Genomic DNA, 26,289 nt, shown 5'->3' with positions numbered 1-26,289 from the left:
AACACCATGGGCCTGCTTAACAGCTTGCTGGAACACAATCGCAGCTTCGTCGACAACCGCGAATACGAGCAATTCCAGACCGACAAGTTTCCCGACAAGAGCCTCGCCGTGCTGGCCTGCATGGACGCGCGCCTGGTGGAACTGCTGCCCAAGGCGATGGGCCTGAAGAACGGCGACGCCAAGCTGATCAAGAACGCCGGCGCGCTGGTTACCCACCCCTGGGGTTCGGTGATGCGCAGCCTGCTGATCGCCATCTACGAACTGCGCGCCGAGGAAATCTGCGTGGTGGCGCACCGCGACTGCGGCATGAACGCCATCGACCCGGCGCGCATCCTCGACGCCGCCTGCCAGCGCGGCGTCAGCGCCGACACGCTGGCCACGCTGCGCAGCGCCGGCATCAACCTGGAAGGCTGGCTCAAGGGCTTCGACAACGTCGAGGACAGCGTGCGCCACACCGTCAGCGTCATCCGCACCCACCCGCTGATGCCGCGCGACGTGCCGGTGCACGGCCTGGTAATCCACCCGGTGACCGGCCAGCTCGACCTGATCGTCGACGGCTACGCCACCCTGCCCAAGGCCGCATGACCCACGCCATCGGGCTGTTCGGCGGTACCTTCGACCCGATCCACAACGCCCACCTGCGCATGGCCGAGGCGTTCCGCGACGAGTGCCGCCTGGCCGAGGTGCGGCTGATCCCGGCCGGCCAGCCCTACCACCGCGCGCAGGCGCCGCACGCCACGCCGGAGCAGCGCCTGGCGATGGTGAAACTGGCCATCGCCGACCGCCCCGGTCTGGTCGCCGACGAGCGCGAGGTGCACCGGCCGCGCCCGGCCTACACCGTCGAGACGCTGGAAGAGGTGCGCGCCGAAGTCGGTGCGGAGGTGCCGCTGTGGCTGTTGATCGGCGGCGACTCGCTGGCGACACTCGACCGCTGGCGGCGCTGGCGCGAACTGTTCGCGCTGGCGCACGTGGCGGTAGCACTGCGCCCCGGCTTCGATCCCGCCACCCTCCCCGCCGCCGTGCGCCACGAGTGGCAGACACGCCAAGTCCCTGATTTTCCAAATCGAACGCCTTCCGGTACAATCCGCCCCTTGGCTTTGCCGCCGGTGGCGCTGTCCGCCACCGACATCCGCGCCAGACTGGCGCGCGGGGACGACGTCAGCACGCTGATCCCCGCCCCGGTACTGGCCTACCTGCGCGCGCACGGACTCTACCAGCGGTAGCCCGTCCCGGCAGGCCAGAGCCCCTCATACCGGGTGTTGCCCTCGCGGCAGCGCCCCACCCTCATTGTGGAAGGAAACATGGATATCAACGCTATCGCCAAGCTGGCCGTGGAAGCCCTGGAAGACGTCAAGGGCAAGGACATCATCGAACTCGACACCACCGACCTCACCTCGCTGTTCCAGCGCATGATCGTCTGCACCGGCGACTCCAACCGCCAGGTCAAGGCACTCGCCAACAACGTGCAGGTGACGCTGAAGGAAGCCGGCGTCGACATCGTCGGCAGCGAAGGCCAGGAATCGGGCGAGTGGGTGCTGGTCGACGCCGGCGACGTGGTGGTCCACGTCATGCTGCCGGCGGTGCGCGACTACTACGACCTCGAAGCGCTGTGGGGCGGCCAGAAGCCGTCCTTCCTGCCCACCGGCGGCAAGCCGTGGTCGGTGGTCTGAGCGCCCGACTGACGTAACGACAAGGTTGGCCGAAGCCCCCGCGTCACGGCGCGACACGGGCGTCGGCCAACCTTTTTGCCTGCTGACACCATGAAAATCACCATTCTCGCCGTCGGCACCAAGATGCCGCGCTGGGTCGACGAGGCCTACCAGGACTACGCCAAGCGCTTCGGCCGCGACGTCACGCTGGAGCTGAAGGAAATCAAGCCGGAGAAACGCGGCGGCGGCGTCACCGCGGAAAAGGGCATCGCCGCCGAACACGCCCGGCTCATGGCGGCCATCCCGCCGCGCAGCCGGCTGGTGGTGCTGGACGAGCGCGGCCGCAACTGGACCACGATGCAGCTGGCGCACGCGATGAAGGACTGGCTCGCCGGCGGCGACGACCTGTGCTTCGTCATCGGCGGCGCCGACGGCCTCTCGGACGAGCTCAAGGCGCGTGCCGACACCCTGCTGCAACTGTCGGCGCTGACCATGCCGCACGGCATGGTGCGCGTGCTGCTGGCCGAACAGCTCTACCGCGCGCTGTCCATCCTCAACAACCACCCCTACCACCGCGAGTGACGCTGGCGGCCGGAGCGCCGTCCCACGGCTGACAAGCTCGGCCGCGCCGGGCATCGCGCAGCCCCGGCCGAGCCGCCGCTTTCCCGCCGTTTACCTCCCAGCATCGCGCCGGGCCAGGCCGCCCCGCTCCGGGGAAACCGCGCCACGCGCTGCGACAGTTTGTCGCATTCCGCCGCCCGGCCGCGGCGATTACACTGCGCAATCAAGAATCATTCTCAACCAGGAATTCACCGATGCGCCGCTCCCTCGCCCTGCTGCCGCTGCTGTTCGCCGCCGCCGCTTCCGCCCACATCACGCTGGAAACCCCGCAAGCCGACGCCGGCAGCAGCTACAAGGGCGTGCTGCGCGTCGGCCACGGCTGCGACGGCGCGCCGACCACCGCGTTGCGACTCATCGTCCCGGCCGGGGTGGAAAAGCTCAAGCCGATGCCGAAAGCCGGCTGGACGCTGGCAGTGAAGAAGCACAAGCTGGCCCAGCCCTACGACTACTACGGCGAACAGGTGGACGAGGACGTCAGCGAGGTGAGCTGGAGCGGCGGCACCCTGCCCGACGACTTCTACGACGAATTCGCCTTCCGCGCCCGCCTGCCCAAGATGCCGGGCGCAACGCTGTACTTCAAGGTCGAGCAGCGCTGCGCCAAGGGTGAAACGCGCTGGGTCGACATCCCGGCCGCCGGCCAGGACGCCCACGACCTGCCGACCCCGGCCGCGGCACTGAAGCTGACCGCGCCGGGCGAAGGGCATCGCCACTAGGCGGCGCGGCACACCGCATCATGACCGGCACGTTTCCATGCGCCGGTCCCGCCACCCTGGCCTGGCCAGGACCGCCCCAAGGCCAAGAATCGTACCGGCCACGGCCGGGCCGGTGTGGCGTCAAAACAAGCGAGGCTCCCACGGGAGCCTCGATCCGTCCTTGCGCTTCAAGCGCACATCAGCCGCGGCCGAACAGCCCCGACAGCGCCTTCAGCCCCTGCTCCGCCAGATCGCCCGACGGCAGCTCGCCGCCCGGCGTGAGCTTGTCCACCAGCTGCGGCAGCTGCTCTGCCAGCTGCTGCGACAACTGCGCGGTATCGATCCCCAGCGACTGCGCCAGCCCCGCCAGCTGCTCGTTGCCGAGCACCGCCTGGATCTGCTCCGGCGACACAGCCAGGTTGGCGCCGCTTCCCACCCAGCTGGACACGACGTCACCCAGGCCGCCCTGCTGGAACTTCTCCACCAGCCCCGCCACGCCGTCATTCTGCTCCAGCAGGCCCTGCGCCACCCCCAGCAATCCGCCCCCGGATTCGCCACCGAGCAGGCCGGTCACTTGATCGAACAGGCTCATGTTTTCACCTCGCTTACTTGGAAAGTCAATTCAATGATCCTAGTATAAATAGCAAATAAATCAATCAGTTATATTTAACAAACCGTTGCTGACAGGGCCCTCATTATGAAGCCGAGATTGATGCTGCTGTTTGCCCTGCTAGTGTCCGGTTACGCCCGGGCCGATCTTTACGGCTACGTCGACGCGCAGGGACAGGCGCATCTGGCCAACTACCCGGTCGACGAACGCTACCAGTTGTTCCAGCGCGGCAGCTCGCCGACGCCCGAGCCCGCGGAGCGTTCCGCCGTCCTGGCCGACGCCACCACCCCGGGCCTGGGCGCCACGCTCAGCAGCGACAGCCGCCCCCCCGATCCGGTCAGCGTCAGCGAGGCCAGCCCCGCGCCCTTCGACCCGCAGCTGGCGGCCCGCTTCAGCCGGCTGATCAGCCGCACCGCGCGCGAGTTCGGGCTGGACGTCCAGCTGCTGCATTCCATCGTCACGGTGGAATCCGCCTACAACCCGCTGGCGATCTCGCCCAAGGGCGCCATCGGGCTGATGCAGGTGATGCCGGCCACCGGCAAGCGCTTCGGCATCACCGCACTCACCGACCCGCGCCAGAATCTCCTGGCCGGGGCACGCTACCTGCGCTTCCTGCTGGAACGCTTCAACCACGACCTGCCGCTGGTGATCGCCGCCTACAATGCCGGCGAGGGCGCCGTGCAGAAATACCGCAATACCATCCCGCCGTTCCGCGAAACGCGCGACTACGTGGCCAAGGTGCTGGCGTCCTACCAACAGCGCAAGGGGGGAGAGAGCGGGACGCGGGTGCGCGCCGTGTTCACGCCGGACGCCGCCGGGCTCTAGCCGGCGACGGAGGGGCAACGGCGCCGCGGCTAGAGACGGACGCCGAGAATATCGCCCAGCGAGTCGGCCAGGTCGCGATAGGTGGCGCGGTGGTCGAATACCCCGAGCAGGCCGGGGAAAGCATCCGGGCTCTGCAGTATCTGCGTCGCCTTGCGCGAACTCAGCTTGTGCACGCGCAGGATGCGCCCGTCCCAGTTGACCACCCGGCTATCGTCGGCGGTCAGCAGGGTATCCAGCGTTTGATAGATGTTCTCGACCACCATCATCTTGCTGCGCGTGCGGCCTTCGGCCTGCCAATTTTGTGCTGTCGCAGTCACACATGACTCCAATGTCATTTTCAAGATTCGGGATCTAGCCCATTTGGAATGACAATGGTAAACGTCATAGGTTTCCATGACAACCGTATATTTTTTGTGGAAATTGCTCCCGGCACCGCGCCAAAAGCAGAAAACGGCACGCGGGGAGCGTGCCGTCACGGGAAAGTCAGGCCGCCAGGCGGGCGCCCAGCGCCTTCAGCGCCGCCCAGGCGTCGCCGGGCTCGACCCCCTTGATCAGGCGGTCGATGCGCGCGCAGTCGGCCAGCGCCGCCATCAGCGTGCGCGGCCCGATGCGGCGCAGCGCCGGCTCGGCCAGGCGCTGCTTGTCGCCCCACAGCTTGAGCTCGCGCGTGAGGTCGCGCACCTGGCGGCCGTCCTTCAGCCCCTGGCGCAGCTTGAGCAGCATGCGCACGTCTTCGCTGAACGACCACAACACCAGCACCGGTGCCTCGCCCTCCGCCGCCAGGCCGTCGAGCATGCGCGTCACCCGCACCGTGTCGCCGCCCAGCCAGGCCGCCGACAGCTGGAACACGTCGAAACGCGCCACGTTGGCCACGGCATCCCGGATGGCGTCCAGGTCGAGGCTGGCGCCGGGGTGGAGGATGGCGAGCTTGTCGACCTCCTGGCGCGCCGCCAGCAGGTTGCCTTCGACGCGGTCGGCAAAGAAGCTCAACGCCTCCTCGCTCAGGCTCAGCCCCTGCGCCTTGAGGCGGCGGCTGATCCAGCCCGGCAGCTGCTGCCGGCTCACCGCCGCGGCGTGCACCACCACCGCGGCCTTTTCCAGCGCGGCGAACCACTTGCTGGAGAGTTGCACGCGCTCGAGCTTGGGCAGGATCACCAGGGTCACGGTGTCGGCCGGCGGGGCTTCGGCCAACCTTTGCAGCGCCTCGCCGCCTTCGCTGCCGGGCTTGCCGCCGGGAATGCGCAGCTCCAGCAGCTTGAGCGAGGCGAACAGCGACACGCTGCCCATCGCCTCGGTCAGCTGCGACCAGTCGAAGCCGCCCTCCACCGTCAGCACCTCGCGTTCGAGGTAGCCCTGCGCCCGGGCCGCCAGACGCAAGGCGTCGGCCGCCTCCAGCGCCAGCAGCGCCTCTTCGCCGTGGATCAGGTAGAGCGGCGCCAGGCCGCGCTCCAGCGCGGCGGGCAGGGCGTCAGGGCTGAGTGCCGGCATGCTCGCCCGGAGCCTCCTTCAGATAACCGAGGCGGGTCACCAGCTGCTCGGCGGCGTCACGCCGCATGTCGTTCCACAGCAGGGATTCTTCCTGTTCCTTGCCGAGAATCGCGCTGTCCGAATAGCCCAGGCTGCGGCGCACGATCACCGTCATGTCCGGACCCCAGGCCACGCCGCGCTGGCTCAGCCGCGCCGTGACACGGTAGATCAGCTGGTATTCGTTGACCTTGCCGGCGCTGTTGATGGTGAGGATGTCCTTCGACACCTTTTCCTCGGTGATGGTCAGCGCCGCCTCGGCGTCCTTGGCAGACACCGTCACCGTGACGTGCGGCTGGCGCCTGAGCGCGGTGCGCAGGTAGGGCTTGAGGCTGCCGTCGCCGCCGGAAAGGTAGACGCTGCCAAACGGCATCTGGTGCACGGTCGAGCCCGCCGTGCCGCGCAGCTGGAAGCCGCAGGCCGCGAGCGAGAAGGCCAGCACGGCGCAGGCCAGCCAGCGGATGAATCGGGTCATGCCATTTCCCCCAGAGAAAAAGGCCGGGAAACCCGGCCCGTCGGGCCTGAAGGCCCGCTTAAGCGGTTCAGGAGCGTGTCGCGCGCCCCGGAGCTGGGCTTGGCGGCCCGGCTCGCGGAAACCGTGATGGACGCCCTGCCCACTCCGGTTTCCACGCCGAGGCCACGGGCGACAACGCCCGGACAGGTGCTTATACCACGATGTTGACGAGACGGCCCGGCACCACGATCACCTTCTTGGCCGGCTTGCCTTCCATGAACTTCTGCACGTTGTCGTTGGCCATGGCGGCGGCCTCGATCGCGTCCTTGGCGGCATCGGCGGCCACGGTGACGCTGCCGCGCAGCTTGCCGTTGACCTGCACCATCAGCTCGATCTCGCTCTTCACCAGCGCCGCTTCGTCGACCTTGGGCCAGGCCTGCGCCAGCAGCTCGCTGCCCGGCTGGAGCGCGTTCCACAGCGCATCGGTGATGTGCGGCACGATCGGCGACAGCAGGATCACCGCCGCTTCCAGCACTTCCTGCGCCACGGCGCGGCCGGCGTCGCTGCTGCGATCGGCCTTGTCGTAGGTGTTGAGCAGTTCCATCACCGCGGCGATGGCAGTGTTGAACTGCTGGCGGCGGCCGTAATCGTCCGCCACCTTCTGGATCGTGCCGTGCAGCTTGAAGCGCAGCTCCTTCAGGCCGGCGTCCAGCTCGCCGCCCCGGTAGGCCGCCACCACGCCGCCGTCGGCGTGGTCCTTGACCACCTTCCACAGGCGCTTGAGGAAGCGGAACGCCCCTTCCACGCCGGCGTCGGACCACTCCAGGCTCTGCTCCGGCGGCGCCGCGAACATCATGAACAGGCGCGCGGTGTCGGCGCCGTACTTCTCGATGAATTCCTGCGGGTCGACGCCGTTGTTCTTCGACTTGGACATCTTCTCGATGCCGCCGACCGTGACCGGCTGGCCGTCGACGCGGTGCGTGGCGGCGATGATCTTGCCCTTGCCGTCGCGCTCCAGCACCACGTCCTGCGGCGCGATCCAGTCCTTGGAGCCGTTCGGCAGGTCGCGGTAGAAGGTCTCGCACACCACCATGCCCTGGGTCAGCAGGCTCTTGAACGGCTCGTCGGACGACACCAGGCCCTCGTCGCGCATCAGCTTGTGGAAGAAGCGCGCGTACAGCAGGTGCAGGATGGCGTGCTCGATGCCGCCCACGTACTGGTCGACCTGCAGCCAGTAGTCGGCGGCGTGCTTGTCCACCATCGCGGTGTCGCACTTGGGGCTGGCGTAGCGCGCGTAGTACCACGACGACTCGACGAAGGTGTCCATGGTGTCGGTTTCGCGCTTGGCCGCGCCGCCGCACTTGGGACACGCGGTCTCGTAGAATTCCGGCATCTTGGCCAGCGGGGAGCCGGCGCCGTCCGGCACCACGTTCTCCGGCAGCACCACCGGCAGCTGATCGGCCGGCACCGGCACGTCGCCGCAGCACGGGCAGTGGATGATCGGGATCGGGCAGCCCCAGTAGCGCTGGCGGCTGATGCCCCAGTCGCGCAGGCGGTACTGGGTCTTCTTGGTGCCGTGCCCCTGGGCGGCGAGATCGGCGACGATGGCGTCGAACGCGGCCTGGTAGCCGAGGCCGTCGTACTTGCCGGAGTTCACGGTCTTGACCGAGTCGTCCTTGTCGGCGTACCACTCGCGCCACACGGTGGCGTCGAAGTCGTTGTCGCCGTCACGCTTGGCGATCACCTGCTTGATCGGCAGCGCGTACTTGTTGGCGAAGGCGAAGTCGCGCTCGTCGTGCGCCGGCACCGCCATCACCGCGCCTTCGCCGTAGCCCCACAGCACGTAGTTGGCGACCCACACCGGCAGCGTGTCGCCGGTCAGCGGATGCACCACGGACAGGCCGGTCGGCATGCCCTTCTTCTCCATGGTCGCCATGTCGGCCTCGGCCACCGAGCCGGCCTTGCATTCGGCGACGAAGGCCTGCAGTTCCGGGTGGCTGGCGGCGGCCTGCGTCGCCAGCGGATGCTCGGCGGCGACCGCGACGTAGGTGGCGCCCATCAGGGTGTCCGGGCGGGTGGTGTAGACCTTCAGCTCGCCGCCGTGGCCGACCGAGGCCTCGTCGTACGGGAACACGATCTCGGCGCCGAAGCTCTTGCCGATCCAGTTCTTCTGCATGGTCTTGACCTGCTCGGGCCAGCCATCCAGCGTGTCGAGGCTGGTGAGCAGTTCATCGGCGTACTGGGTGATGGCGAAGTAATACATCGGGATTTCGCGCTTTTCCACCAGCGCGCCCGAGCGCCAGCCACGGCCGTCGATCACCTGCTCGTTGGCGAGCACGGTGTGGTCGACCGGGTCCCAGTTCACCACGCCGTTCTTCTTGTAGATCACGCCCTTCTCGAACAGCTTGGTGAACAGCCACTGCTCCCAGCGGTAGTAGTCGGGCTTGCAGGTGGCGAGCTCGCGCTCCCAGTCGAGCGCGAAGCCCAGGCTGTCGAGCTGCTTCTTCATGTAGTCGATATTGGCGTAGGTCCACGCCGCCGGCGCGCCGCCGCTCTTCATCGCGGCGTTCTCGGCCGGCAGGCCGAAGGCGTCCCAGCCCATCGGCTGCAGCACGTTGTAGCCCTGGAAGCGCTTGAAGCGCGCCAGCACGTCGGTGATGGTGTAGTTGCGCACATGGCCCATGTGCAGCTTGCCCGACGGATAGGGGAACATCGACAGCGCGTAGTACTTGGGGCGCGAGGTATCTTCGACGGCCTTGAAGGCGGCGGTGCGTTGCCATTTCTGTTGCGCGGCGGCTTCGATCTCGCGCGGGCTGTAATGTTCTTGCATGGTGATCTTGTCGGAATCCGGAAAAAGGCTGAGAAATCAATCGGCCAATTATAGCCGCGCCAGGGGCCGGCGCAGAAGGGCTACGCAGGAAAAGCTCGCCCCGGCCGTCAACGTTGGCCGAAGCACCGGCTCGCCCGCCTGGCCGCCGCGGCCCGCGGCGGCGCGACGTTAGCGGGGGGAACGGGCGACGGGGCCGGGCAGCCAGCCCCGCGCCAGGATCGCGCCACGCCACCGACCATCACGCCAGCCGCGCCTGGAAGCGCACCAGCGCACTCGTCACCGCCTGCAGGATGCCGGGCTCCCACAGCGAATGCCCGGCGCCCTCCACCATGGTCAGCTCGCCGCGCGGCCAGGCCTGCGCCAGCTCGTAGGCGGAGCGGGGCGGGCAGATCACGTCGTAGCGCCCCTGAACGATGATGCCGGGGATATGGCGGATGCGCTCCACGTTCTTCAACAGCTGGTTGTGCGGCAGGAACAGGCGATGGCTGAAGTAATGCGCCTCGAGCCTGGCCAGCGGCAAGGCGTTGAACTCGGCTGCCGCACGCACCACCGCGTCGGGGTTGGGCAGCAACGTGGCGCAGCTGCTCTCGTACTGCGCCCACTGCCGCGCCGCCGCCAGGTGCACCCTCGGCTCGGGATCGGTCAGGCGTTGGTAGTAGGCCTGCAGGAAGTCGCCGCGCACCGCCTCGGGCACCGGCGTGACAAAACGCTGCGCCGCCTCCGGAAAGAAGCGCCCCATGCCGGACAAGAACCAGTCGATCTCCTCGTCGCGACCGAGGAACACGCCGCGCAGCACCAGGCCGCTGACGCGCTGCGGATGCGCCTCGGCGTAGGCCAGCGCCAGCGTGCTGCCCCACGAGCCGCCGCACACCAGCCAGCGCTCGATGCCGAGGTGTTCGCGCAGCTGTTCGATGTCGTCGAGCAGGTGCGCGGTGGTGTTGCTGCGGATCTCGCCGCGAGGAATCGAACGGCCGCAGCCGCGCTGGTCGAACAGCACGGCGCGGTAGAACGAGGGATCGAACAGCTGGCGGCAGGCCGGGGCGCAGCCGTCGCCGGGGCCGCCGTGCAGGTACAGCACCGGCACACCGTCGGGCTTGCCGCATTGCTCCCAGTACATCAGGTGCAGGTCGTCCAGCGGCAACATGCCGCAGGCGTAAGGCTCGAGCGGGGGGAACAACATGATGTCTCTCTCTTGATTCTCGGATGGTGATCGTCCGCACTCTGCCGGTGCGGTACGCAAAACGGGGGGATACCAGTGGGGTACTAGCGCAGCAGGCTGTACAGCATCTGCGACGCCATCACCGCCATCAGCACGGCGAAGGCGCGTTTCAGGCCCGCCACCGGCAAGGCGTGCGCCATGCGCGCCCCCAACGGCGCGCACAGCACGGTCATCAGCATCAGCGCCAGCGTGGCCGGCAGGTAGACGAAGCCCAGCGAGCCCCAGGGCAGGCCGGGCGCGCCCCAGCCGCTCACCAGGTAACCGATGGCGCCGGACACCGCGATCGGCCAACCCAGCGCCGCGCTGGTGGCGATGGCGGTGTGCACCGGCACGTTGCACCAGTTCATGAACGGCACGCTCATCGAGCCGCCGCCGATGCCGACCCAGCTGGAAATCATGCCGATCGCGCCGCCCGCGCCGCACTGTCCGAGCAACCCCGGCATGTCGCGGCTGCCGGCCGGCTTGGCGCCGAAAAACAGCTGCAGCCCGGCAAGATAGGCGTACACCACGAAGAACCAGCGCAACACGTGGCCGGGAATCAAGCCGGCAACCAGGCTGCCGAGGAAGGTGCCGGCGACGATGGCCGGCGCCATGCCGCGCACGATGCGCCAGTTCACCGCGCCCTTGCGATGGTGCGCCAGCACGCTGGAGAAGCTGGTGAACACCATCACCGCCAGCGAGGTGCCCACCGCCAGGTGCTGCACGTGTTCGCCGCCGAGCCGGGCCGCCGACAGCACGCCCACCACCACTGGCACGATCACCAGCCCGCCCCCCACCCCGAGCAGGCCGGCGAGAAAACCGGCCAGCACACCGCAGCCCAGCAACACCAGGATCAAGGAAATCGACAGCATCAGATCAGTTGCTCCGTGATGTAGGTCCACTCGTCGGCGCTGACCGGGGTGATGGACAGGCGGTTGCCGCGCTTGAGCACGGTCATCCCGGCGAGCGGCGGGTGGCCGCGCAACTCGGCGGGGGACAGCAGGCGGGTCTTGGTCAGGAAACGTACGTCCACGCACAGCCAGCGCGGCGCGTCGGTCGTGGACTTGGGGTCGAAATAAGGGCTGTCGGGGTCGAACTGCGAGGAATCGGCATGGGCCGCCGTCACCACTTCGGCGAGGCCGGCAATGCCGGGCTCGGGGCAACTGGAATGCCAGAACAACACACGGTCGCCCGGCTGCATGGCGTCGCGCATGAAGTTGCGCGCCTGGTAGTTGCGCACGCCGGTCCACTCGAAAGCCTGCCCCGGCCGGGCGGCGAGATGGTCGATGGAGACCTCGTCGGGCTCCGATTTCATCAGCCAGTAACGCATGGAAAACCTATGTCTGTCGTCTGTCGCCGGGAACGGCGGCCAGCAAGGGCGGTGGCGGTCGCGGGGCACGGAATCGTCACGCCGCCCGCTCGCCCGGACCGGCAAAACGCACCTTACTATCGCAACAATCACTTAATAATTGTTAGCAATTTTCGGGTATCCGGCGGGCGGAAGCTTCGATTATGCTCGAATTGCACCTTCTGCCGGCATATTAATTGTGCGCAGCGCGCCGGCTTTACGCAACGAGCGCGCTCACCGGCAGCACCGAGGAGACTCCCTCATGAAAGCCCTGATTCTCGTTCTGGTGGCCGCCACCTTGTCGGGCTGCGTGGTCCGGCCCTTGTACCCCTATCATGATCGTGGCTACGATCATGACTATCACCATCGCGACTACGATGGCCGGGGCGACTGGCGCCGCTGACACGCGGGAACACACCCGCTCACGAGGGCTCCCCGGCACTCTCAACAACCATCGGGTGGCAGCACTCCAGGCGCCATCCCTAAGAATACGATATGAAAAACCTGTTGCTTTTCCTGATTGCCGCCGGCAGCCTGTCGGCCTGCGTTGTTGAGCCTGCCCATGTCCGGGTGCGTTCACCCATCGTGCTCGAACCGGGGGTGATCGTCGCACCGACCTATTATGGTGGCTATGGCGGCGAGGAGTACCGCCATCATCGGCACGAACGCGACGACGACGACGACAATTAACCAAGCGGCAGGGCCGTACGTGTCACCCCGCATCAACCCGCTACCTCACAAACCCTGGGCGGTGTCGGTCACGCCGCCGCCGGAGACCACAATATGAAAACCTTGCTGTTTGCCCTGATTGCCGCCGGCAGCCTGTCGGCCTGTGTCGTCGAGCCCGCCCACGTCCGCGTGCGCGCCCCCGTCGTCCTCGAACCCGCCGTGGTCCAGCCGGCCTACGGCGGCGGCTTCTGTCCGCCGGGGCAGGCCATGAAAGGCCGCTGCTGATCCCCGCCCGAGACAGAAAAAAGGCCGCATATGCGGCCTTTTTCGTTTATGCGCCGACGGCCGCTTGCCGCGGGAAGCGGTGCAGTCCCGACTCGGTCACCAGGTAGTCCAGTTGTACGTCCCACTGCTCGCGCGGCACCCGCGCCACGCGCTGGCAATCGTACGCCACCCCCACCAGCAGCGGGCGGCGGCGGTGCACCTGACGGCGCCGGAACGCCAGCGTGGTGTCGTAGAAGCCGCCCCCCTGCCCCAGCCGATAGCCTTCCTCGTCCACCCCCAACAGCGGCACGAACAGCACGTCCAGCTTGTGGGCGCGCAGTACCGGGCCATGGTACTCGGCGATGCCGTAGCGCGGGTGGCGGCTCCAGCGGTTGGCCGTCCCCAGCCGGGAAAACCACAGCCGGCGGCCGCGATCTGGAATTTGCGGCAGAAACAGCACGGCGCCACGGAACAGCGCGGCGCTCATCAGCGGCTCGAGGTCGAGTTCGGAACCGGCCGCAAGATAGCCGCCGATGCGCCGGCCGCGTGCCAGAAAGCGCCGGGCATGGCGCGCCACCGCCTCGGCAGCGGCCTGACGATAGGCGCGCGGCAAGGCCATGCGGGCACGACGGATGGCGCGGCGCAGGGCATGCTTGTCGTCGGGGGTCATGGACACGGAAGTGGTCACGATGGAATGGAAGGGAGAGCCCCCCGCGAGTGCCGTTCGGGCAAAATTCGCTTGAACCCTGTTTCCAGGGGGTCGCCTGCCTCGTGCATCGGGCACATCCGTCAGTGGGACGCGCGCACCCGCACGGTAGATGCTGGCAACCAAAGCGAACGCATTGGTTCAAAGGAATTTTTGAGCCGTCACGAACACCGCAGGGGATGAACTGATCTGTGCTGCGTCAGCTTCGCCGTTTAACCCAGCGAGTGCTGACTTTGTTGAAGCGCCGCATCGGCTGCTTCACTCATGGTTCGTATTTTACGCTGAAACTCGGCCATCTCCAAGCCACCCCCCACTTTTGTTTTCAGCAGATCGTGGGCGATATTGAGCGCGGCCATGATGGCGATCTTGTCGGCGTCGACGATGCGCCCCTGTCCCTTGATGGTGTTGATCTTGTCGGAGATCAGCTGCACCGCCTGCAGCAGGGTGTCACGCTCGGCCAGCGGCGTTCCTACGGTGAACTGCCGTCCCAGCAGTTCGATATCGACCTGAACTACCTCGCTCATGCCTCATTTTCCTCGGCTTTGGGCAGCCGCTCGATCAGCGCCGCCACCCGGGTCTTGGTTTCCTCGACGCGGAAGTGCAGTTCGGCGTTTTCCTTCAAGGCCTGCGCCAGCGCCTCGGCAAAGCGACCGTTCTGTGCTTCCAGCTCGCGGATGCGGGCGATCAGCGCCGCTACCCGGGATTCCAGATATTCAAGTTCTTTGTCCATGGCGGCGAGGATAGCCAAGCCTCGGCAGGGCGTCAAACCCCGCCGGGCGCCGCTGTCTCGGGGGCGGTACAGCCGCTCGCGGCGGCCAGGAATGCGGGACTGGCGGCGCCCTCGGGCGGAGCCTTCAACACCAGCGGCAGACCGCAGGCGACCAGCGTAACGCGCTCGCAAAGGGCCGCGATATCCTGGTTGAGCCGTCCCAGCTCGTCGACGAAACGGCGTGACAGCCGCCCCAGCGGCACCACGCCCCAGCCGATCTCGTTGCTGACCAGCACGATCTCGCCGGGCAGCGTGGCCAGGGCGTGCAGCAGGACCGCCTTTTCACGCGCGAAATCGGCCTCGTCGAGGCCGTCGTCGAGGCAGAAGCGCATCAGCCACATGCCGAGGCAATCGACCAGCAACAGGGTGTCGGCGGCGGCGGCGCACTCCAGCACGGCGGCCAGGCCGCGTTCGGCCTCGCACAGGGCCCAGTGGGCCGGACGGCGCTCCCGGTGCAGCGCGACGCGCGCCGCGAAGTCGGCGTCCGCCACCGCGGCGGTGGCGACGTAGGCGACCGGCCCCGGGTGGGCCAGCGCCAGCTGTTCGGCGAAGCGGCTCTTGCCGGAGCGCGCGCCGCCGCTGATGAGGTGGGTCATGGCGGGATGATCTGCTGATGAAAAAGGGGGCGCGGCGGGACGCTTGGCCATCCGGTGTAGATACGGACGGCGGCCGCGGCGCTATTATACCCGCCGCTACCCACGCTTTCCCGACAAACTGCCCCCGTGGCCGGTACGCCTCTGTTGCCGTGACCCCGGGCTTGGCTTAAGGTCTCGCCCATGACGACATTCCTCTCCCCCATTGCCGCTCCCGATGCGGCCTCCGCCGCCCTGGCCCGCGCCCGCCAGGACACCCTGACCAAACCTGCCGGCAGCCTCGGCCAACTGGAAGCGCTGGCCTGCCGCTTTGCCGGCTGGCAAGGCAAGGTACAGCCGGCACCGCTGCGGCCGGCGATCACGCTGTTCGCCGCCGACCACGGCGTGACGGACGAAGGCGTGTCCGCCTTCCCGCAGGCGGTGACCGCCGAGATGGTGAAGAACTTCGCCGCCGGCGGCGCGGCGATCTGCGTGCTGGCGCGCCAGCACGGTGCCCGGCTCGAGGTGGTCGACGCCGGCGTAGCCGGCGATCTCAGCGGCCTGCCCATCGTGCACGCCAAGGTGCGCCGCGCTTCGGCCAACCTGCGCCGCGAGGCCGCGCTCTCCCTGGCCGAGGCGGAAGCCGCGCTGGCGGTGGGACGGGACGCCGCACGCCGCGCCGTGGAAGCGGGCGCCAACCTGCTGGTGGCCGGCGACATGGGCATCGGAAACACCACGCCGTCGGCGGCGCTGATCTGTCGCCTGTCCGGCGCCGCGCCGGAGATCGTGGTCGGCCGCGGCACCGGGGTCGACGACGCCGGCCTGGCGCTCAAACGCCAGGTGGTGGAAGACGCGCTGGCGCGGCTGGCCGGGCGCGAGCTGGCGGCGCTGGAGGTACTGGCCGAGCTGGGCGGGCTGGAAATCGCCGCCATCGCCGGCTTCTACCTGGAAGGCGCCGCGCTGGGCGTGCCGTCGCTGGTGGACGGTTTCATCACCAGCGCCGCCGCGCTGGTGGCCAAGGCGCTGCAGCCGGCGGTGGCCGACTGGCTGATCGCCAGCCACCGCTCGCAGGAAACCGGCCACGGCATCGCGCTGGAAACCCTGGGCCTGACGCCGCTGGTGGAACTCGGCCTGCGCCTGGGCGAGGGTTCCGGCGCCGCGCTGTGCCTGCCGCTGCTGCAGTCGGCGATCCTGCTGCACAACGAGATGGCCACCTTCGCCGAGGCCGGCGTGTCGGAAAAGGCCGAGTGAACCCGTACACGCTGACCTTGCTGCGCCACGGCGACATCGACCACGAGGGGCGGCTGGTGGGCCGCCTCGACCTGGCGTTGAACGAGCGCGGCCGGCGCCAGCTCGCCGCCAGCTGGCAGCGCGTCAACGCCCTGGCGCCGGTCACCGCCATCGCCAGCTCGCCGCTCAAGCGCTGCCGCGAATTCGCCGTGCAGCAGGCGCTCGCCGGCGGCGTGCCGCTCAAGCTGGACGAGCGGCTGGCCGAGTGCGACTTCGGCGCCTGGGACGGCATGGCGCTCGCCGAACTGGCGGCGCGCCACCCCGACTGGAGCCAAAGGTTGGCCGAAGGCTCGCTCGACGCCCCCGGCGGCGAGGACTTCGACACCTTCCGCACCCGCGTGCTGGCCGGTTTTGCCGGCTGGATGAGCGAGGCGCGCGGCAGCCACCGCGTGCTGGTGAGCCACGGCGGCGTGATCACCGTGCTCTTGGCCGAGCTGCTCGGCACCGGCTTCAACGTGGCGCGGCTGCTGACGGTACAGCGTGGCGGCTTCGCCCAGCTCTCCATTCTCGACGGCCACCCGGCCTACCTGCTGCGCCTGGAGCCGCCATGCGCGGACTGATCCTGGCGCTGCAGTTCCTCACCCGGCTGCCCACCCCGGCGCTCGAGGAGTACCGCCCGGAGTGGCTGGCCGACAGCGCGCGCTGGTTCACCGTGGTCGGCGCGCTGATCGGCGCCCTGCTGGCGGCGGCGCTGTGGCTGGGCACGCGCGTCGACCCGTGGCTCGGGGCGCTCGCCGCGCTGGGCGCGTGGGTCTGGGTCAGCGGCGGACTGCATCTGGACGGATTGGCGGACCTCGCCGACGGCCTGGGCGCGGCGCACCGTTCGCGCGAGCGCATGCTGGCGGTGATGAAGGAGCCGCACGTCGGCAGCTTCGGCGTGATCGCGCTGGTGCTGGCGCTGATTGCCAAGCTGGTGCTGCTGATGCTGCTCGCCAAATCCTCAGCCAACCCGTGGGGGCTGCTGCTGCTGCCGGCCTGGGCCCGCCTCGGCGCGGTCTGGTGGTCGGCCACCCTGCCGCCGCTGGCCGCCGGCAGCGCCGCGCTGTTCGCCGGCAAGCCCGACTGGCGCGCCTTGGCGCTGGGCGCCGCCGCGCTCGCGCTGCTCTCCGCGCTGCTTGCCCCGGCCCTGCTGCTGGCGCCGCTGGCGCTGTGGGGCTGGCGCCGTTTCCTGGCGCAACGCGTCGGCGGCATGAGCGGCGACTGCCTCGGCGCGGGCGTGGAGTGCAGCGAGATCGTGCTGCTGGTGCTGCTGGTCGTCGCCACCGCGTTCTGAACCCCGGTGCCGGGCGTTGCCGGCCGCCCTCAGCGCAGCGGCAGCGCCGCCTCGCCACGGTGGCGGTCGACCACTTTCCACGGCAGCACCGGCCATTCCGGGTACTCGCAGGCGCGCGCCACGCGCGGGAACGACGGCCCAAGGTACAGCCCCTGCGGCAGCAGGTACCAGGTCGGCAAGGTCCACAGCCCGCTGTCGCGGTAGTCGCAGCCATCGTCCTTGGCCGGCGATGCCATCTGCTGCGGGTAGAGCTGGCGCAGGGTGCGTGCCAGCCACGGGCCGAGCACCTTGTTCTGGTAGTCGTAATTCTGCAAATGACCGTCGGCGTCGCGCGCCAGCCGGGGCTTGCCCTGTCCCAGCCACAGCACATCCTCCAGCTGCAGTTCACGGCCGCTCTGCACCTCGAGGTTGAGCGGGTTGTCGCCGAAGTCGGGGTGGGCGCCGCCGCAGTCGAAACTGGTGAACACGCTGGCGCTGAGCACGTGCTCGTTGAGCAGGCGCGGTGTGACCGTCTGCTCGTAGTCGAAGCCGCGGCGGCGCGCACCGCCGAAGGCACAGTCGAAATAGCCGTTCACCTCCTGCCAGTGCCGGCTCTCCAGCACGCGGTTGAGGCGCTGCTGCACTCCGGCGGGGTAGCCCTCCTCCACCCGGAAGAAGCGGATCTTGCTGACCGGCTCCTGCCACCAGCGCAGCCGGTAGCTACCGACGCGCTGCTCCTGCCCCTCGCGCAGCGTCAGGTCGGTCAGGCGCACGAACTCGTAGGGATGCTGCTGGCGCAGCCGCGCCAGCGCGGCTACCTCGCTGGCGGGCAAGGCGTCGGGCGGCAGCGGGCTCAGGCTGACCGGCTTGCTGCCCTGCCAGCGCCCCTGCCAGCCACCCTTGCCGTCCGAGCGCAGCACCAGGTCGGTACGGCTCTCGTCGTAGCCGAGGTTCTCGCCCAGCGTGACGCTGCCGTCGGCGCGGCGCTGGCCGTCCAGCGCGATGTCGTGGTGATACTTGCGGTAAAAGTAGCGGCCGTCGGCCTTGCCATCCTTGGCGAGATTCAATTCCATTACCACCGCCGCGCTGCCGATCTGGCCCTGCAGCAGAAGCGGCGCTGCCGGCAGCGGCGACAGCAAGCCGGCGGCGCCGAGGGTGGCGAGGCCGACACGGAGCATCATGGTCTTCATACGGGTATCCGGCATCGATCTGACAGCAGCATACAAAAAACAACGCCACTGCGGGGCAGTGGCGTCGTCGGGGAGGGGCGGGAGGAACGCTTACAGCGTGCCGGCCAGCTTGCGGTTGCGCAGCAGGCACAGCAGATCGCAGGCGATGTGCGCCGCAGCCAGCGCGGTGATCTCGCTCTGGTCGAACGGCGGCGACACCTCCACCACGTCCATGCCGACCAGGTTGACATCGCCCAGGTTGCGCACGATCTTCAGCGCCTGCGCCGTGGTCAGCCCGCCCGGCACCGGGGTGCCGGTGCCCGGCGCGAACGCCGGGTCGAGACAGTCGATATCGAAGGTGAGGTAGGTCGGGTTGTCGCCGACGATCTCCTTGATGCGCGCGATGGCGGCATCGGTGCCGTGGTCGTGCACCCACGGCGCGTCCAGGCGCTGGATGCCCATGAAGTCGTCGTTCCAGGTGCGCAGGCCGACCTGCACCGAGGTCTGCGGGTCGATCAGGCCGTCCTTCACCGCCTTGTAGAACATGGTGCCGTGGTTCAGCGAATCGGGGCTGTCGTCCGGCCAGGTATCGCAGTGTGCGTCGAAGTGGATGATCGACAGCGGCTTGCCGAACTTCTCGGCATGCGCGATCAACAGCGGGTAGGTGACGTAGTGGTCGCCGCCGAAGGTCAGCATCTTGGCGCCGGAGGCCAGGATAGTGCGCGCGTGCTCGATGATGCTGTCCTTGATGGTCAGCGGGTTGTGGGCGTCGAACCAGCAGTCGCCGTAGTCGATCACCGCCAGGTCGTCGAACGGGTCGAAGCCCCACGGGAACGGCTTCAGCTCGGCCAGCTGCACGCTGGCGGCGCGCACCGCCGCCGGACCGAGGCGGGCGCCGGGGCGGAAGGTCACCGCCAGGTCGAGCGGGATGCCGGAAATCGCCACGTCGACGCCGCTGAGGTCGCGCGTGTAGTTGCGGCGCATGAAGCTGAGCACGCCGGCGTAAGTGTTTTCGATCGAGGAACCGTACAGCGAGGTACGACGAATGGCGCCATCGCCATGAATCGTGTGAGACATGAAACTCTCCGTCAGAGAGTACGCCGGAGCGGCACCACAGCCGGCACCGACGCTTCCCGTCCATCTTGCGAGCCGACGGGTTGAGGCTGCCGCGCCGCCTTGGCACGGAGGCCGCTAGTGTGCCGCGCCGGTGCGGGACTTTCAAGCCCGCCGGGGTTGGCCGAAGCCGCCCCGGCATGAAAAAGCCGGCGGGGACACCGCCGGCAAAGGCTTCAGAGGTACGACGACAATCAGGAGCCGATCACGCCACCGTCCAGCTTGCGAATCACCACGGTGGCGGCGCGCGGCCGGCCGGCTTTCGGCCCCTCCGGCCAGCTGGAGATCGCCAGCGGCCGGTCCGGATCGGAACGCTCGCTGTCCGGCTCGCCCGGGTGCTGGATGTTGATGAACAGCGTCTTGTTGTCCGGGGTGAAGGCGATGCCGGTGATCTCGCAGCCATTCGGGCCGGTCAGGAAGCGGCGGAACTCGCCGGTCTCCGGCACCACCGCCAGCATCTGGTTGTTGCCCATGCCCTTGTATTCCTTCATGTTCACCGTCGAGGTGGACACGTCGGTCTCGACCCACAGCACGCCGTTGTAGTCGAACTTGAGGCCATCCTGGCTGCCGAAATAATCGCCCTTGATGTTGCCCTTGTGCTCCGGCTTGGCCGCGTCGGGACGGCCCGCCAGCGCGAAGATGTCCCACTTGAACGCCGTGGCGGCGGCGTCGCCGCCGTGCTCGTTCCAGCGGATGATGTGGCCGAACTTGTTGTCGGTGCGCGGGTTGGCGGCGTCCGGGCCCGGCTTGCCGTCCTTGCCGCGCTCGCTGTTGTTGGTCAGGGTGCAGTACACCTCGCCCGGCTTGTGGCTGTGCACCGCGATCCATTCCGGACGATCCATCTTGGTGGCGCCCATCACGTCGGCCGCCATGCGCGCCTTGATCACCACGTCGCCCTGGCTGGCGAAACCCTTGTCGGCGCTCAGACCGTTCTGGCCGGCCACCAGCGGCAGCCACTGGCCGGAACCGTCGGCGTCGAAGCGCGCCACGTACAGCGTGCCCTCGTCCAGCAGCTGCATGTTGGCCTTGCGGTTCTTCGGATCGAACGTGTTCTTGGAAACGAACTTGTAGATGTACTCGAAACGCTGGTCGTCGCCCATGTAGACCACGGCATGGCCGGACGGCGCGATCGCCACCGTCGCGCCTTCGTGCTTGAAGCGGCCGAGCGCGGTGCGCTTGACCGGCTTGGATTTCGGATCGAACGGATCGATCTCCACCACCCAGCCGAAGCGGTTCGGCTCGTTCGGATTGAGCTGGGCGTCGAAGCGGAAGTCCTCCCACGCCCACTTGTAGCCGGCGTCCTTGTTGGAGATGCCGTAGCGCTTCTCCAGCTCGGTCAGCTTGCCGGAATCGTTGACGAACACGCCGTCGAAGTTCTCTTCGCAGGTGAGGTAGGTACCCCACGGCGTCGGGCCGCTGGCGCAGTTCTGGAAGGTGCCGAGCACTTCCACCCCTTTCGGGTCGGCCTCGGTCTGCATCAGCGCGTGGCCGCGCGCCGGGCCCTGGATAGCGATCGGGGTATTGGCGTGGATGCGGCGCGCGTACTTGGACGGGCGCACCACCTTCCAGCCGCCCTGGCCGGTAGCCTCGACCTCGATCACCGACACGCCGACCGCCGCCTGCGCCTTCTTCACCTTGTCGGCGCTCCAGGTCTTCATGCCGTCGCTGTGCAGCAAACCGTCGTCGGTGTATTCGTGGTTGATCGCCATCAGGCCGTGCTTGGAGCTGGTGGAGCCCAGCGGCAGCGGGAAGAACGCCATGCCGTCGTGGTGCATGCCGGCCTGCAGTTCCTGCTCGGCGGCGCTGTTGGACGCATCCGGCTTGAACGCCGGCATCGCCCCCTTGATGCCGACCGGATCACCCCAGGCGTACAGCACGTCCGCCACGTAGCCTTCCGGCACCACCACCTTGTCCTCGAAGCCGAACGGTACCGGCTTGAACCCCAGCACCGGAGCCTTGCGCGCGAACGGCACCTGCGCCGCCTCGGCCAGCGTGGCCAGGCTACCGCCCAGCAGGCCGGCCAGCCCGGCCGCCCCGGTGCCTTTCAGCACGCCACGGCGCGAGAAACGCGCTGCCAGCACCTCGGACAGGGCCAGGTTGGCCGAAGGATTGGTCGGTTCGTCCACGCCGTGCTGCTTGATCTTGTAGCTCTCGCTCATTACAACGCTCCTGGAAAATCGGTCTTACCCCGCAGGGAATCGACCGCCAAGCCTAAGAGCGGGACATGACAAACAGATCACGCCGTCATGTCGAATTCATGAATGGTTGCGCGCCGCCCAGCCCTGCTGCTGCCACAGGCGCAGACGCAGCCTCACGTCGTACCACACCGGGCGCAAGCCGAGCAGGAACAGTCCGCCCGCCAGCGGCAGCGAAAAGCCGAAACCGAGATGCTTGAAGCCCAGCGCCCCGACCACCCCGCCGACGAAGAACGACACCAGGATCAGCAGGTAGAGCCGCAGCTTGGCGTGATTGGCCTGCACCCGTTGCACCCGCGTCGGACCGACGCGATCGAGGTAGAACAGCTTGGCCAGCTCGATGCCGATGTCGGTGGCGATGCCGGTCATGTGCGTGGTGCGCAGCAGCCCGCGCGACAGCTTGGTGACGATGGTGTTGTGCATGCCCATGATGAAGCACAGCAGCAGCACCGTCGGCGGCGTCAACAGCCCCTTGTGCGTCGACAGTCCCGCCCCCAGCAGGCCGAACAGCAACAGCAGCAGGGCCTCCTCCATGATCGACACGCCGTAGCCGCCGCGCAGGCGCCGGCGCCGCGCCCAGATGATCAGCCAGGTGGAATGCATCGCCCCGGCCACGAAGCTCACCAGCATCAACAGCGCGGACAGGGCCAGGCGCAATTCGCCCAGCGCGAAATGGTCCGCCATGCTGGAGACGACGCCGGAAACGTGGGAGGTGTAGCGGTGTACCGCGAGGAAACCGCCGGCGTTGAGGGCGCCGGCGCTGAACGCCATCGACCAGCCGAGCTGATGGATGACCCGGTCGTTGAAAGGCCCCCGGTCCAACAACCGGGTGATATTGACGCGTCGCGACATGGCAGCAGATGGCCAAAGAAAAAGCGGCAGGAGCGCCGCTTTTCAATAATGCGCCGCCCGCTGCGCACTGGCAAGCGGGCCGACGTTCACGGACACGCCGCCAGCGGCACTCCCGGCAGCAAACGCTTCTGCAATGCCTCAAGATGCGCAACCTGCTGCGCGGTCAGCGCCCCCAGCGTGAGCCGGGTGCGGGTCACCTGCTGACCACGCGGCTCGACCTGCACCTTGGCATACCCCGCCGCCTTGGCCTTGGCCGCCAGCGCCTGGGCCGAGGCCTCGCTGCCGAACAGACCGAGCGACACGCTGCCCTTGCGCTCGTCGTTCTGCACGATGTAGCCGTCGAAACCCTTGCCCTTGAGCTCGGCCAGCAAGGTCTGCGCTTCGGCCGGCGTCGCCAGCGCCGGGTGGAAGACCCAGAACTTGCCGCTGCCGCGCAGCTCGCTGCTCTGCGTCTCCTTGAGCTGGCCCGCGCCGAGCTTGAGCGATGCCAGGCGTGCCTTCACGTGAGCCAGCTGGCGCGCCTCGAACGGCCCCCACTGGTAGCATGTCAGCGCCTCGGGCCTGGCTGCTGCGACCTTCGGAGCGGCCACGACCGGGGACGGCGGCACCGCTGCCAGCTTGGGCGCAGGCACGGGCTTGGCCTCCACCGGATTCGGGGCCGGCACGGCGGCCTTTCCTGGCGCGACTGCCGGCACGGCATCGAGCGAGGCCGGCAGCGCGGTCGGGGTCGCCGCGGCGGCCGGCGCGCTCGTCGCCGCCTTCACCGTCATTGCCACCGGGGCCGATGCGGCGACCCAGCCTGCCGGCAGCAGCTTGAGCGACTCCGGGCTGACTTCCTGGGCGTGGATATCGACCGTCGGGTGCGGCTTGAGCGCCCCGTACAATGCCGCCACCAGATTCAGCCCGACCACCAAGGCTAGAAACCACTTCATGATTCGCCCGCCACTTTTAACAATCCCATAAGGACCAGATTATCCACGATCCGCAGCGGTGCCGCGAGCCAGGGTGCCAGCCGCTCGGCATCGCCCCCGGTCAGCAGCAGTTCGGCCTGCCCGCGTCCGGTGGTCTCGGCCAGACGGTGCCGCATGCGCTCGATCGCGCCACACAAGGCGTCCACCGCGCCCGACGCCAGCGCATCCGCCGTGCCTTGCGGAAATGCCACGACCTGCCCCGGCACCCGGTTGAGGTTGGCGGTACCGCGCGCCAGGCTCTCCAGCATCAAGGCATGGCCGGGCAGGATCAGCCCGCCCAGATAATCACCCTCGGCGGTCAGCGCCTCCACCGTCAACGCGGTACCTGCGCAGGCCACCACCACGTCGCCGGCGCTCAGCTCGCGCGCCGCCAGCACCGCCAGCCAGCGGTCTGCCCCCTGCTCGCCCGGGTCACGGTAATGGTTGCATACTCCACCACCGTCACGCTGCGACCTCACCCACTGCACCGGCTGCGGCGCCGCCGCCTCCAGCGCCGCCGTCACCGCCGCACTCGCCACCGAGGCCGCGTGCACGCTGCGAATGGGATACCCCGCCCAGACCGCGGCCAGAGTCGGGATGTCGGCGTGCGACACCGCACCCTGCGCCAGCCAGTCGCGGCCGTCGTGCAGCGCCCACTTCACCCGGGTATTGCCGGCGTCGATCAGCAGCTTCACGACAACGGCCTCAGGCTCACTTCGCCGACGTGGAAGCGCTGCATTCCCGCCGCTGTTTCCACTTCCAACGCGCCGTCGTCGGCCACGCCGCGGGCGATACCCTCGATCGGCTCGCCGTGCGAGAACGACAGGCGCACCGGGCTGTCGCGGTGCGCCGACAACGCCAGCCACTCTTCGCGTACTGCGGCGAACCCCTGTTTGGCAAAGGCGTCGAGCACCTGCTGCAGCTCGTTGAGCAGCGCCGCCAGCAGGGCATTGCGACCCACACGGACACCGGCCTGATCCAGCGCCGCCACCGGCTGATCGACCTCGCCCGGCGACTGCAGGTTGAGGCCGATGCCGATTACCACCGCCGCCGGCCCCATCGCCTCGCCGGAGAGCTCGATCAGGATGCCGGCCAGCTTCTTGCCGTCGAGCAGCACATCGTTCGGCCACTTCAGCATGACCGGCGCCCCCAGTGCGCGCAGCGCACGTGCCAGCGCCACGCCGACCGCCAGCGACAGGCCGGCGAGCCCCGCCAGTCCCTTGTCGAAGCGCCACAGCAGGGAGAAGGTCAGCCCCGCTCCCAAGCGCGCCTGCCAGCGCCGGCCAAGACGGCCGCGCCCGGCGCTCTGCAGCTCGGCGGCCAGCACCAGGCCGTGCAGATCGCTGCTGGTGGCATGTTGCATCAGCTGGGAATTGGTCGAATCGATGCGCTCCGCCACCGCCACGGTAAGGGCCTCCGCCGCCACCGGCGAAAGTCCGGCGCGGATCGCGGCCACATCCAGCCATTCGAACCCTTCGGCCAACTTGTAGCCCTGGCCGCGCACGCTGTACACCGTCAGGCCGAAATCGTTCTCGATGGCGTGCACCGCCTGCCACACCAGGGTGCGCGACACCCCCAGCTGCTGCGCGATCGCCTCGCCGGAATGAAAGCGGCCGTCGGACAACGCCCTCAGCACCGCGAACGCGTATTGCTCGCTCACGCCTTGCCTTCGCTTTCGCGGATCTTCTGCAGCGTCGCGGTGGTCGAGGTGTCGAACAGGAACGGGATCGAATGCACCTGACCGCCCCGCGCCAGCGTTTCAGCCGCGCCGACGATGCGGTCCGGGGTCCAGTCGCCCCCCTTCACCAGCACGTCGGGCTTGACCAGCTCGATCAGCTCGGCCGGGGTATCGCTATCGAACCACGTCACCAGGCTGACGCTCTCCAGCGCCGCCAGCACCGCGGCGCGGTTGTCCTGGGAATTGATCGGCCGGTCGTCACCCTTGCCCAGGCGCTTGACCGAGGCATCGGTGTTGATCGCCACCACCAGGCCTGCCCCCAGCGCCGCCGCCTGCGCCAGATAGGTCACGTGACCGCGATGCAGAATGTCGAAGCAGCCGTTGGTGAAGACCAGCGGGCGCGGCAGCGTCGCCAGCCGCTCGGTCAGCTGCTCCGGCGGACATATCTTGTTTTCAAACAGGGGAGAGGGATAGCTCATGGATTTCCTTCAAACTGACCGGACGCGTCTACACCTGCGCGCAACGGCCTTGCGGCTCGACAAGTCAGTCAGGATACCATCCGTCACGGCGCCCCCCAAGCACCGCCTTGCCTGGAAAATGGCGGTGGCCAGGGACGCATTCCGCCGGCGCAAAGCAAAAAGCCCAGCTCGGATGAGCTGGGCTTTTATAAGGGGAGTCTGGCGGTGTCCTACTTTCACACGGCAATGCCGCACTATCATCGGCGCTAAGGCGTTTCACGGTCCTGTTCGGGATGGGAAGGGGTGGGACCACCTCGCTAAGGCCGCCAGACATAAACTGTCAACAAACTAGAAGAAGCCTGGAAGCCAGCTGGCTTCCATTTCGAATTGGGTAATCGATCGTACGTCGCACTCTCTATTCACCGCGTGGCCCAAGCCACTCAAATGATAGGATCAAGCCTCACGAGCAATTAGTATCGGTTAGCTTCACGCCTCACAGCGCTTCCACACCCGACCTATCAACGTCCTGGTCTCGAACGACTCTTCAGGAGGGTCAAGCCCTCAGGGAAGTCTCATCTTCAGGCGAGTTCCCGCTTAGATG

The 26,289-nt window shown here is 68.2% G+C and carries 32 protein-coding genes, 2 rRNA genes and 1 other RNA gene; 12 read left to right on the top strand and 23 right to left on the bottom strand.

What is annotated here, in order from left to right:
* Positions 1-6 precede the first annotated feature (6 nt).
* The 5 genes from FURADRAFT_RS00165 (at position 7) to FURADRAFT_RS00145 (ending at position 2,983) form a co-directional block, all read left to right on the top strand.
* Positions 7-585, top strand: coding sequence for a beta-class carbonic anhydrase (locus FURADRAFT_RS00165; protein WP_008952052.1), 579 nt, complete (start codon positions 7-9; stop codon positions 583-585).
* Positions 582-1,223: a nicotinate-nucleotide adenylyltransferase gene (gene nadD / locus FURADRAFT_RS00160; protein ID WP_008952051.1), complete on the top strand. Its 642-nt coding sequence runs from the start codon at positions 582-584 to the stop codon at positions 1,221-1,223. Before FURADRAFT_RS00165 ends, nadD begins: the two co-directional genes overlap by 4 nt.
* Before the next feature lie 78 nt (positions 1,224-1,301).
* Positions 1,302-1,670: a ribosome silencing factor gene (gene rsfS, locus FURADRAFT_RS00155; protein WP_008952050.1), complete on the top strand. Its 369-nt coding sequence runs from the start codon at positions 1,302-1,304 to the stop codon at positions 1,668-1,670.
* Between the two features lie 90 nt (positions 1,671-1,760).
* The gene (rlmH, locus tag FURADRAFT_RS00150; RefSeq protein WP_008952049.1) at positions 1,761-2,231 is read left to right on the top strand and encodes a 23S rRNA (pseudouridine(1915)-N(3))-methyltransferase RlmH; all 471 of its coding nucleotides are present in this window, start codon (positions 1,761-1,763) and stop codon (positions 2,229-2,231) included.
* A gap of 233 nt (positions 2,232-2,464) precedes the next feature.
* Positions 2,465-2,983 (top strand): YcnI family protein, encoded by a 519-nt coding sequence (locus tag FURADRAFT_RS00145; RefSeq protein ID WP_008952048.1) that lies wholly within the window; start codon positions 2,465-2,467, stop codon positions 2,981-2,983.
* Between the two features lie 178 nt (positions 2,984-3,161).
* Here the strand turns inward: FURADRAFT_RS00145 and FURADRAFT_RS00140 are convergent, their stop codons facing one another.
* Positions 3,162-3,554: a YidB family protein gene (locus FURADRAFT_RS00140; RefSeq protein ID WP_008952047.1), complete on the bottom strand. Its 393-nt coding sequence runs from the start codon at positions 3,552-3,554 to the stop codon at positions 3,162-3,164.
* 105 nt (positions 3,555-3,659) lie between these two features.
* On the opposite strand from FURADRAFT_RS00140, the gene FURADRAFT_RS00135 reads away from it, so the two are divergent.
* Positions 3,660-4,397, top strand: coding sequence for a lytic transglycosylase domain-containing protein (locus tag FURADRAFT_RS00135; protein WP_008952046.1), 738 nt, complete (start codon positions 3,660-3,662; stop codon positions 4,395-4,397).
* Between the two features lie 29 nt (positions 4,398-4,426).
* Here the strand turns inward: FURADRAFT_RS00135 and FURADRAFT_RS00130 are convergent, their stop codons facing one another.
* From FURADRAFT_RS00130 to FURADRAFT_RS00100, 7 genes are all read right to left on the bottom strand, one after another.
* Positions 4,427-4,714 carry a hypothetical protein gene (locus FURADRAFT_RS00130; protein ID WP_014088690.1) on the bottom strand — a complete coding sequence of 96 codons (288 nt, stop codon included), beginning with the start codon at positions 4,712-4,714 and terminating at the stop codon, positions 4,427-4,429.
* A 166-nt stretch (positions 4,715-4,880) separates the two neighbouring features.
* Complete coding sequence (gene holA / locus FURADRAFT_RS00125; protein WP_008952044.1) at positions 4,881-5,885, bottom strand: DNA polymerase III subunit delta; 1,005 nt, start codon at positions 5,883-5,885, stop codon at positions 4,881-4,883.
* Complete coding sequence (locus FURADRAFT_RS00120; RefSeq protein WP_008952043.1) at positions 5,866-6,396, bottom strand: LPS-assembly lipoprotein LptE; 531 nt, start codon at positions 6,394-6,396, stop codon at positions 5,866-5,868. Before FURADRAFT_RS00120 ends, holA begins: the two co-directional genes overlap by 20 nt.
* Before the next feature lie 190 nt (positions 6,397-6,586).
* Positions 6,587-9,205 (bottom strand): leucine--tRNA ligase, encoded by a 2,619-nt coding sequence (leuS, locus tag FURADRAFT_RS00115; RefSeq protein WP_008952042.1) that lies wholly within the window; start codon positions 9,203-9,205, stop codon positions 6,587-6,589.
* 238 nt (positions 9,206-9,443) lie between these two features.
* Positions 9,444-10,385 (bottom strand): prolyl aminopeptidase, encoded by a 942-nt coding sequence (gene pip / locus FURADRAFT_RS00110; RefSeq protein ID WP_008952041.1) that lies wholly within the window; start codon positions 10,383-10,385, stop codon positions 9,444-9,446.
* 83 nt (positions 10,386-10,468) lie between these two features.
* On the bottom strand, positions 10,469-11,275 hold the full coding sequence (locus FURADRAFT_RS00105; protein WP_008952040.1) for a sulfite exporter TauE/SafE family protein: 807 nt from the start codon (positions 11,273-11,275) through the stop codon (positions 10,469-10,471).
* Positions 11,275-11,733: an EVE domain-containing protein gene (locus tag FURADRAFT_RS00100; RefSeq protein WP_008952039.1), complete on the bottom strand. Its 459-nt coding sequence runs from the start codon at positions 11,731-11,733 to the stop codon at positions 11,275-11,277. Before FURADRAFT_RS00100 ends, FURADRAFT_RS00105 begins: the two co-directional genes overlap by 1 nt.
* A 280-nt stretch (positions 11,734-12,013) precedes the next feature.
* On the opposite strand from FURADRAFT_RS00100, the gene FURADRAFT_RS20745 reads away from it, so the two are divergent.
* The 3 genes from FURADRAFT_RS20745 (at position 12,014) to FURADRAFT_RS00090 (ending at position 12,705) form a co-directional block, all read left to right on the top strand.
* A complete protein-coding gene (locus tag FURADRAFT_RS20745) occupies positions 12,014-12,154 on the top strand; it encodes a hypothetical protein (protein WP_008952038.1) in 141 nt (46 codons plus the stop codon).
* Between the two features lie 92 nt (positions 12,155-12,246).
* On the top strand, positions 12,247-12,441 hold the full coding sequence (locus FURADRAFT_RS00095) for a hypothetical protein (RefSeq protein ID WP_008952037.1): 195 nt from the start codon (positions 12,247-12,249) through the stop codon (positions 12,439-12,441).
* Between the two features lie 93 nt (positions 12,442-12,534).
* Positions 12,535-12,705, top strand: a complete 171-nt coding sequence (locus FURADRAFT_RS00090; RefSeq protein WP_008952036.1) for a putative periplasmic lipoprotein — start codon at positions 12,535-12,537, stop codon at positions 12,703-12,705.
* 46 nt (positions 12,706-12,751) lie between these two features.
* Here the strand turns inward: FURADRAFT_RS00090 and FURADRAFT_RS00085 are convergent, their stop codons facing one another.
* The 5 genes from FURADRAFT_RS00085 to cobU all read right to left on the bottom strand — a co-directional run bounded on the left by FURADRAFT_RS00085 (position 12,752) and on the right by cobU (position 14,755).
* The gene (locus FURADRAFT_RS00085) at positions 12,752-13,354 is read right to left on the bottom strand and encodes a 5-formyltetrahydrofolate cyclo-ligase (protein WP_008952035.1); all 603 of its coding nucleotides are present in this window, start codon (positions 13,352-13,354) and stop codon (positions 12,752-12,754) included.
* A 34-nt stretch (positions 13,355-13,388) separates the two neighbouring features.
* Positions 13,389-13,572: non-coding RNA, 6S RNA (gene ssrS, locus FURADRAFT_RS19915), on the bottom strand.
* A 30-nt stretch (positions 13,573-13,602) separates the two neighbouring features.
* A complete protein-coding gene (locus FURADRAFT_RS00080; protein WP_008952034.1) occupies positions 13,603-13,914 on the bottom strand; it encodes a cell division protein ZapA in 312 nt (103 codons plus the stop codon).
* Positions 13,911-14,120 carry a hypothetical protein gene (locus tag FURADRAFT_RS00075; RefSeq protein WP_008952033.1) on the bottom strand — a complete coding sequence of 70 codons (210 nt, stop codon included), beginning with the start codon at positions 14,118-14,120 and terminating at the stop codon, positions 13,911-13,913. Before FURADRAFT_RS00075 ends, FURADRAFT_RS00080 begins: the two co-directional genes overlap by 4 nt.
* 32 nt (positions 14,121-14,152) lie before the next feature.
* A complete protein-coding gene (gene cobU / locus FURADRAFT_RS00070; RefSeq protein ID WP_008952032.1) occupies positions 14,153-14,755 on the bottom strand; it encodes a bifunctional adenosylcobinamide kinase/adenosylcobinamide-phosphate guanylyltransferase in 603 nt (200 codons plus the stop codon).
* Positions 14,756-14,935: 180 nt separating this feature from the next.
* Here cobU and cobT point away from each other — a divergent pair, with 180 nt between their 5' ends.
* The 3 genes from cobT to cobS are packed head-to-tail and all read left to right on the top strand — an operon-like array spanning position 14,936 to position 17,294.
* A complete protein-coding gene (gene cobT / locus FURADRAFT_RS00065) occupies positions 14,936-15,982 on the top strand; it encodes a nicotinate-nucleotide--dimethylbenzimidazole phosphoribosyltransferase (RefSeq protein ID WP_008952031.1) in 1,047 nt (348 codons plus the stop codon).
* Positions 15,979-16,581 carry a histidine phosphatase family protein gene (locus FURADRAFT_RS00060; RefSeq protein WP_008952030.1) on the top strand — a complete coding sequence of 201 codons (603 nt, stop codon included), beginning with the start codon at positions 15,979-15,981 and terminating at the stop codon, positions 16,579-16,581. Before cobT ends, FURADRAFT_RS00060 begins: the two co-directional genes overlap by 4 nt.
* Positions 16,569-17,294, top strand: a complete 726-nt coding sequence (cobS, locus tag FURADRAFT_RS00055; RefSeq protein ID WP_008952029.1) for an adenosylcobinamide-GDP ribazoletransferase — start codon at positions 16,569-16,571, stop codon at positions 17,292-17,294. The genes FURADRAFT_RS00060 and cobS overlap by 13 nt, the downstream gene beginning before the upstream one ends.
* A gap of 29 nt (positions 17,295-17,323) precedes the next feature.
* Here the strand turns inward: cobS and FURADRAFT_RS00050 are convergent, their stop codons facing one another.
* The 10 genes from FURADRAFT_RS00050 to FURADRAFT_RS00005 all read right to left on the bottom strand — a co-directional run.
* On the bottom strand, positions 17,324-18,463 hold the full coding sequence (locus tag FURADRAFT_RS00050; protein WP_008952028.1) for a hypothetical protein: 1,140 nt from the start codon (positions 18,461-18,463) through the stop codon (positions 17,324-17,326).
* Positions 18,464-18,553: 90 nt separating this feature from the next.
* Positions 18,554-19,519, bottom strand: coding sequence for an agmatinase (speB, locus tag FURADRAFT_RS00045; RefSeq protein ID WP_008952027.1), 966 nt, complete (start codon positions 19,517-19,519; stop codon positions 18,554-18,556).
* Between the two features lie 230 nt (positions 19,520-19,749).
* Positions 19,750-21,714, bottom strand: a complete 1,965-nt coding sequence (locus FURADRAFT_RS00040; protein WP_008952026.1) for a PhoX family protein — start codon at positions 21,712-21,714, stop codon at positions 19,750-19,752.
* A gap of 96 nt (positions 21,715-21,810) precedes the next feature.
* A complete protein-coding gene (locus tag FURADRAFT_RS00035; RefSeq protein WP_008952025.1) occupies positions 21,811-22,602 on the bottom strand; it encodes a YoaK family protein in 792 nt (263 codons plus the stop codon).
* 86 nt (positions 22,603-22,688) lie between these two features.
* A complete protein-coding gene (locus tag FURADRAFT_RS00030; protein ID WP_008952024.1) occupies positions 22,689-23,534 on the bottom strand; it encodes an SPOR domain-containing protein in 846 nt (281 codons plus the stop codon).
* Positions 23,531-24,247, bottom strand: a complete 717-nt coding sequence (locus tag FURADRAFT_RS00025) for a type III pantothenate kinase (RefSeq protein ID WP_008952023.1) — start codon at positions 24,245-24,247, stop codon at positions 23,531-23,533. The genes FURADRAFT_RS00030 and FURADRAFT_RS00025 overlap by 4 nt, the downstream gene beginning before the upstream one ends.
* Positions 24,244-25,212 carry a biotin--[acetyl-CoA-carboxylase] ligase gene (locus tag FURADRAFT_RS00020; RefSeq protein WP_008952022.1) on the bottom strand — a complete coding sequence of 323 codons (969 nt, stop codon included), beginning with the start codon at positions 25,210-25,212 and terminating at the stop codon, positions 24,244-24,246. Before FURADRAFT_RS00020 ends, FURADRAFT_RS00025 begins: the two co-directional genes overlap by 4 nt.
* Positions 25,209-25,709, bottom strand: coding sequence for a D-glycero-beta-D-manno-heptose 1-phosphate adenylyltransferase (rfaE2, locus tag FURADRAFT_RS00015; RefSeq protein ID WP_008952021.1), 501 nt, complete (start codon positions 25,707-25,709; stop codon positions 25,209-25,211). The genes FURADRAFT_RS00020 and rfaE2 overlap by 4 nt, the downstream gene beginning before the upstream one ends.
* Before the next feature lie 196 nt (positions 25,710-25,905).
* Positions 25,906-26,019, bottom strand: a 5S ribosomal RNA gene (gene rrf / locus FURADRAFT_RS00010).
* 118 nt (positions 26,020-26,137) lie between these two features.
* A 23S ribosomal RNA gene (locus FURADRAFT_RS00005) occupies positions 26,138-26,289 on the bottom strand; the annotation flags it as partial.

Source organism: Pseudogulbenkiania ferrooxidans 2002 (assembly GCF_000174355.1).
Classification (GTDB): domain Bacteria; phylum Pseudomonadota; class Gammaproteobacteria; order Burkholderiales; family Chromobacteriaceae; genus Pseudogulbenkiania; species Pseudogulbenkiania ferrooxidans.
The sequence above is the reverse complement of the archived record's forward strand: the minus strand, read 5'-3'. Positions and strand labels throughout refer to the sequence as shown.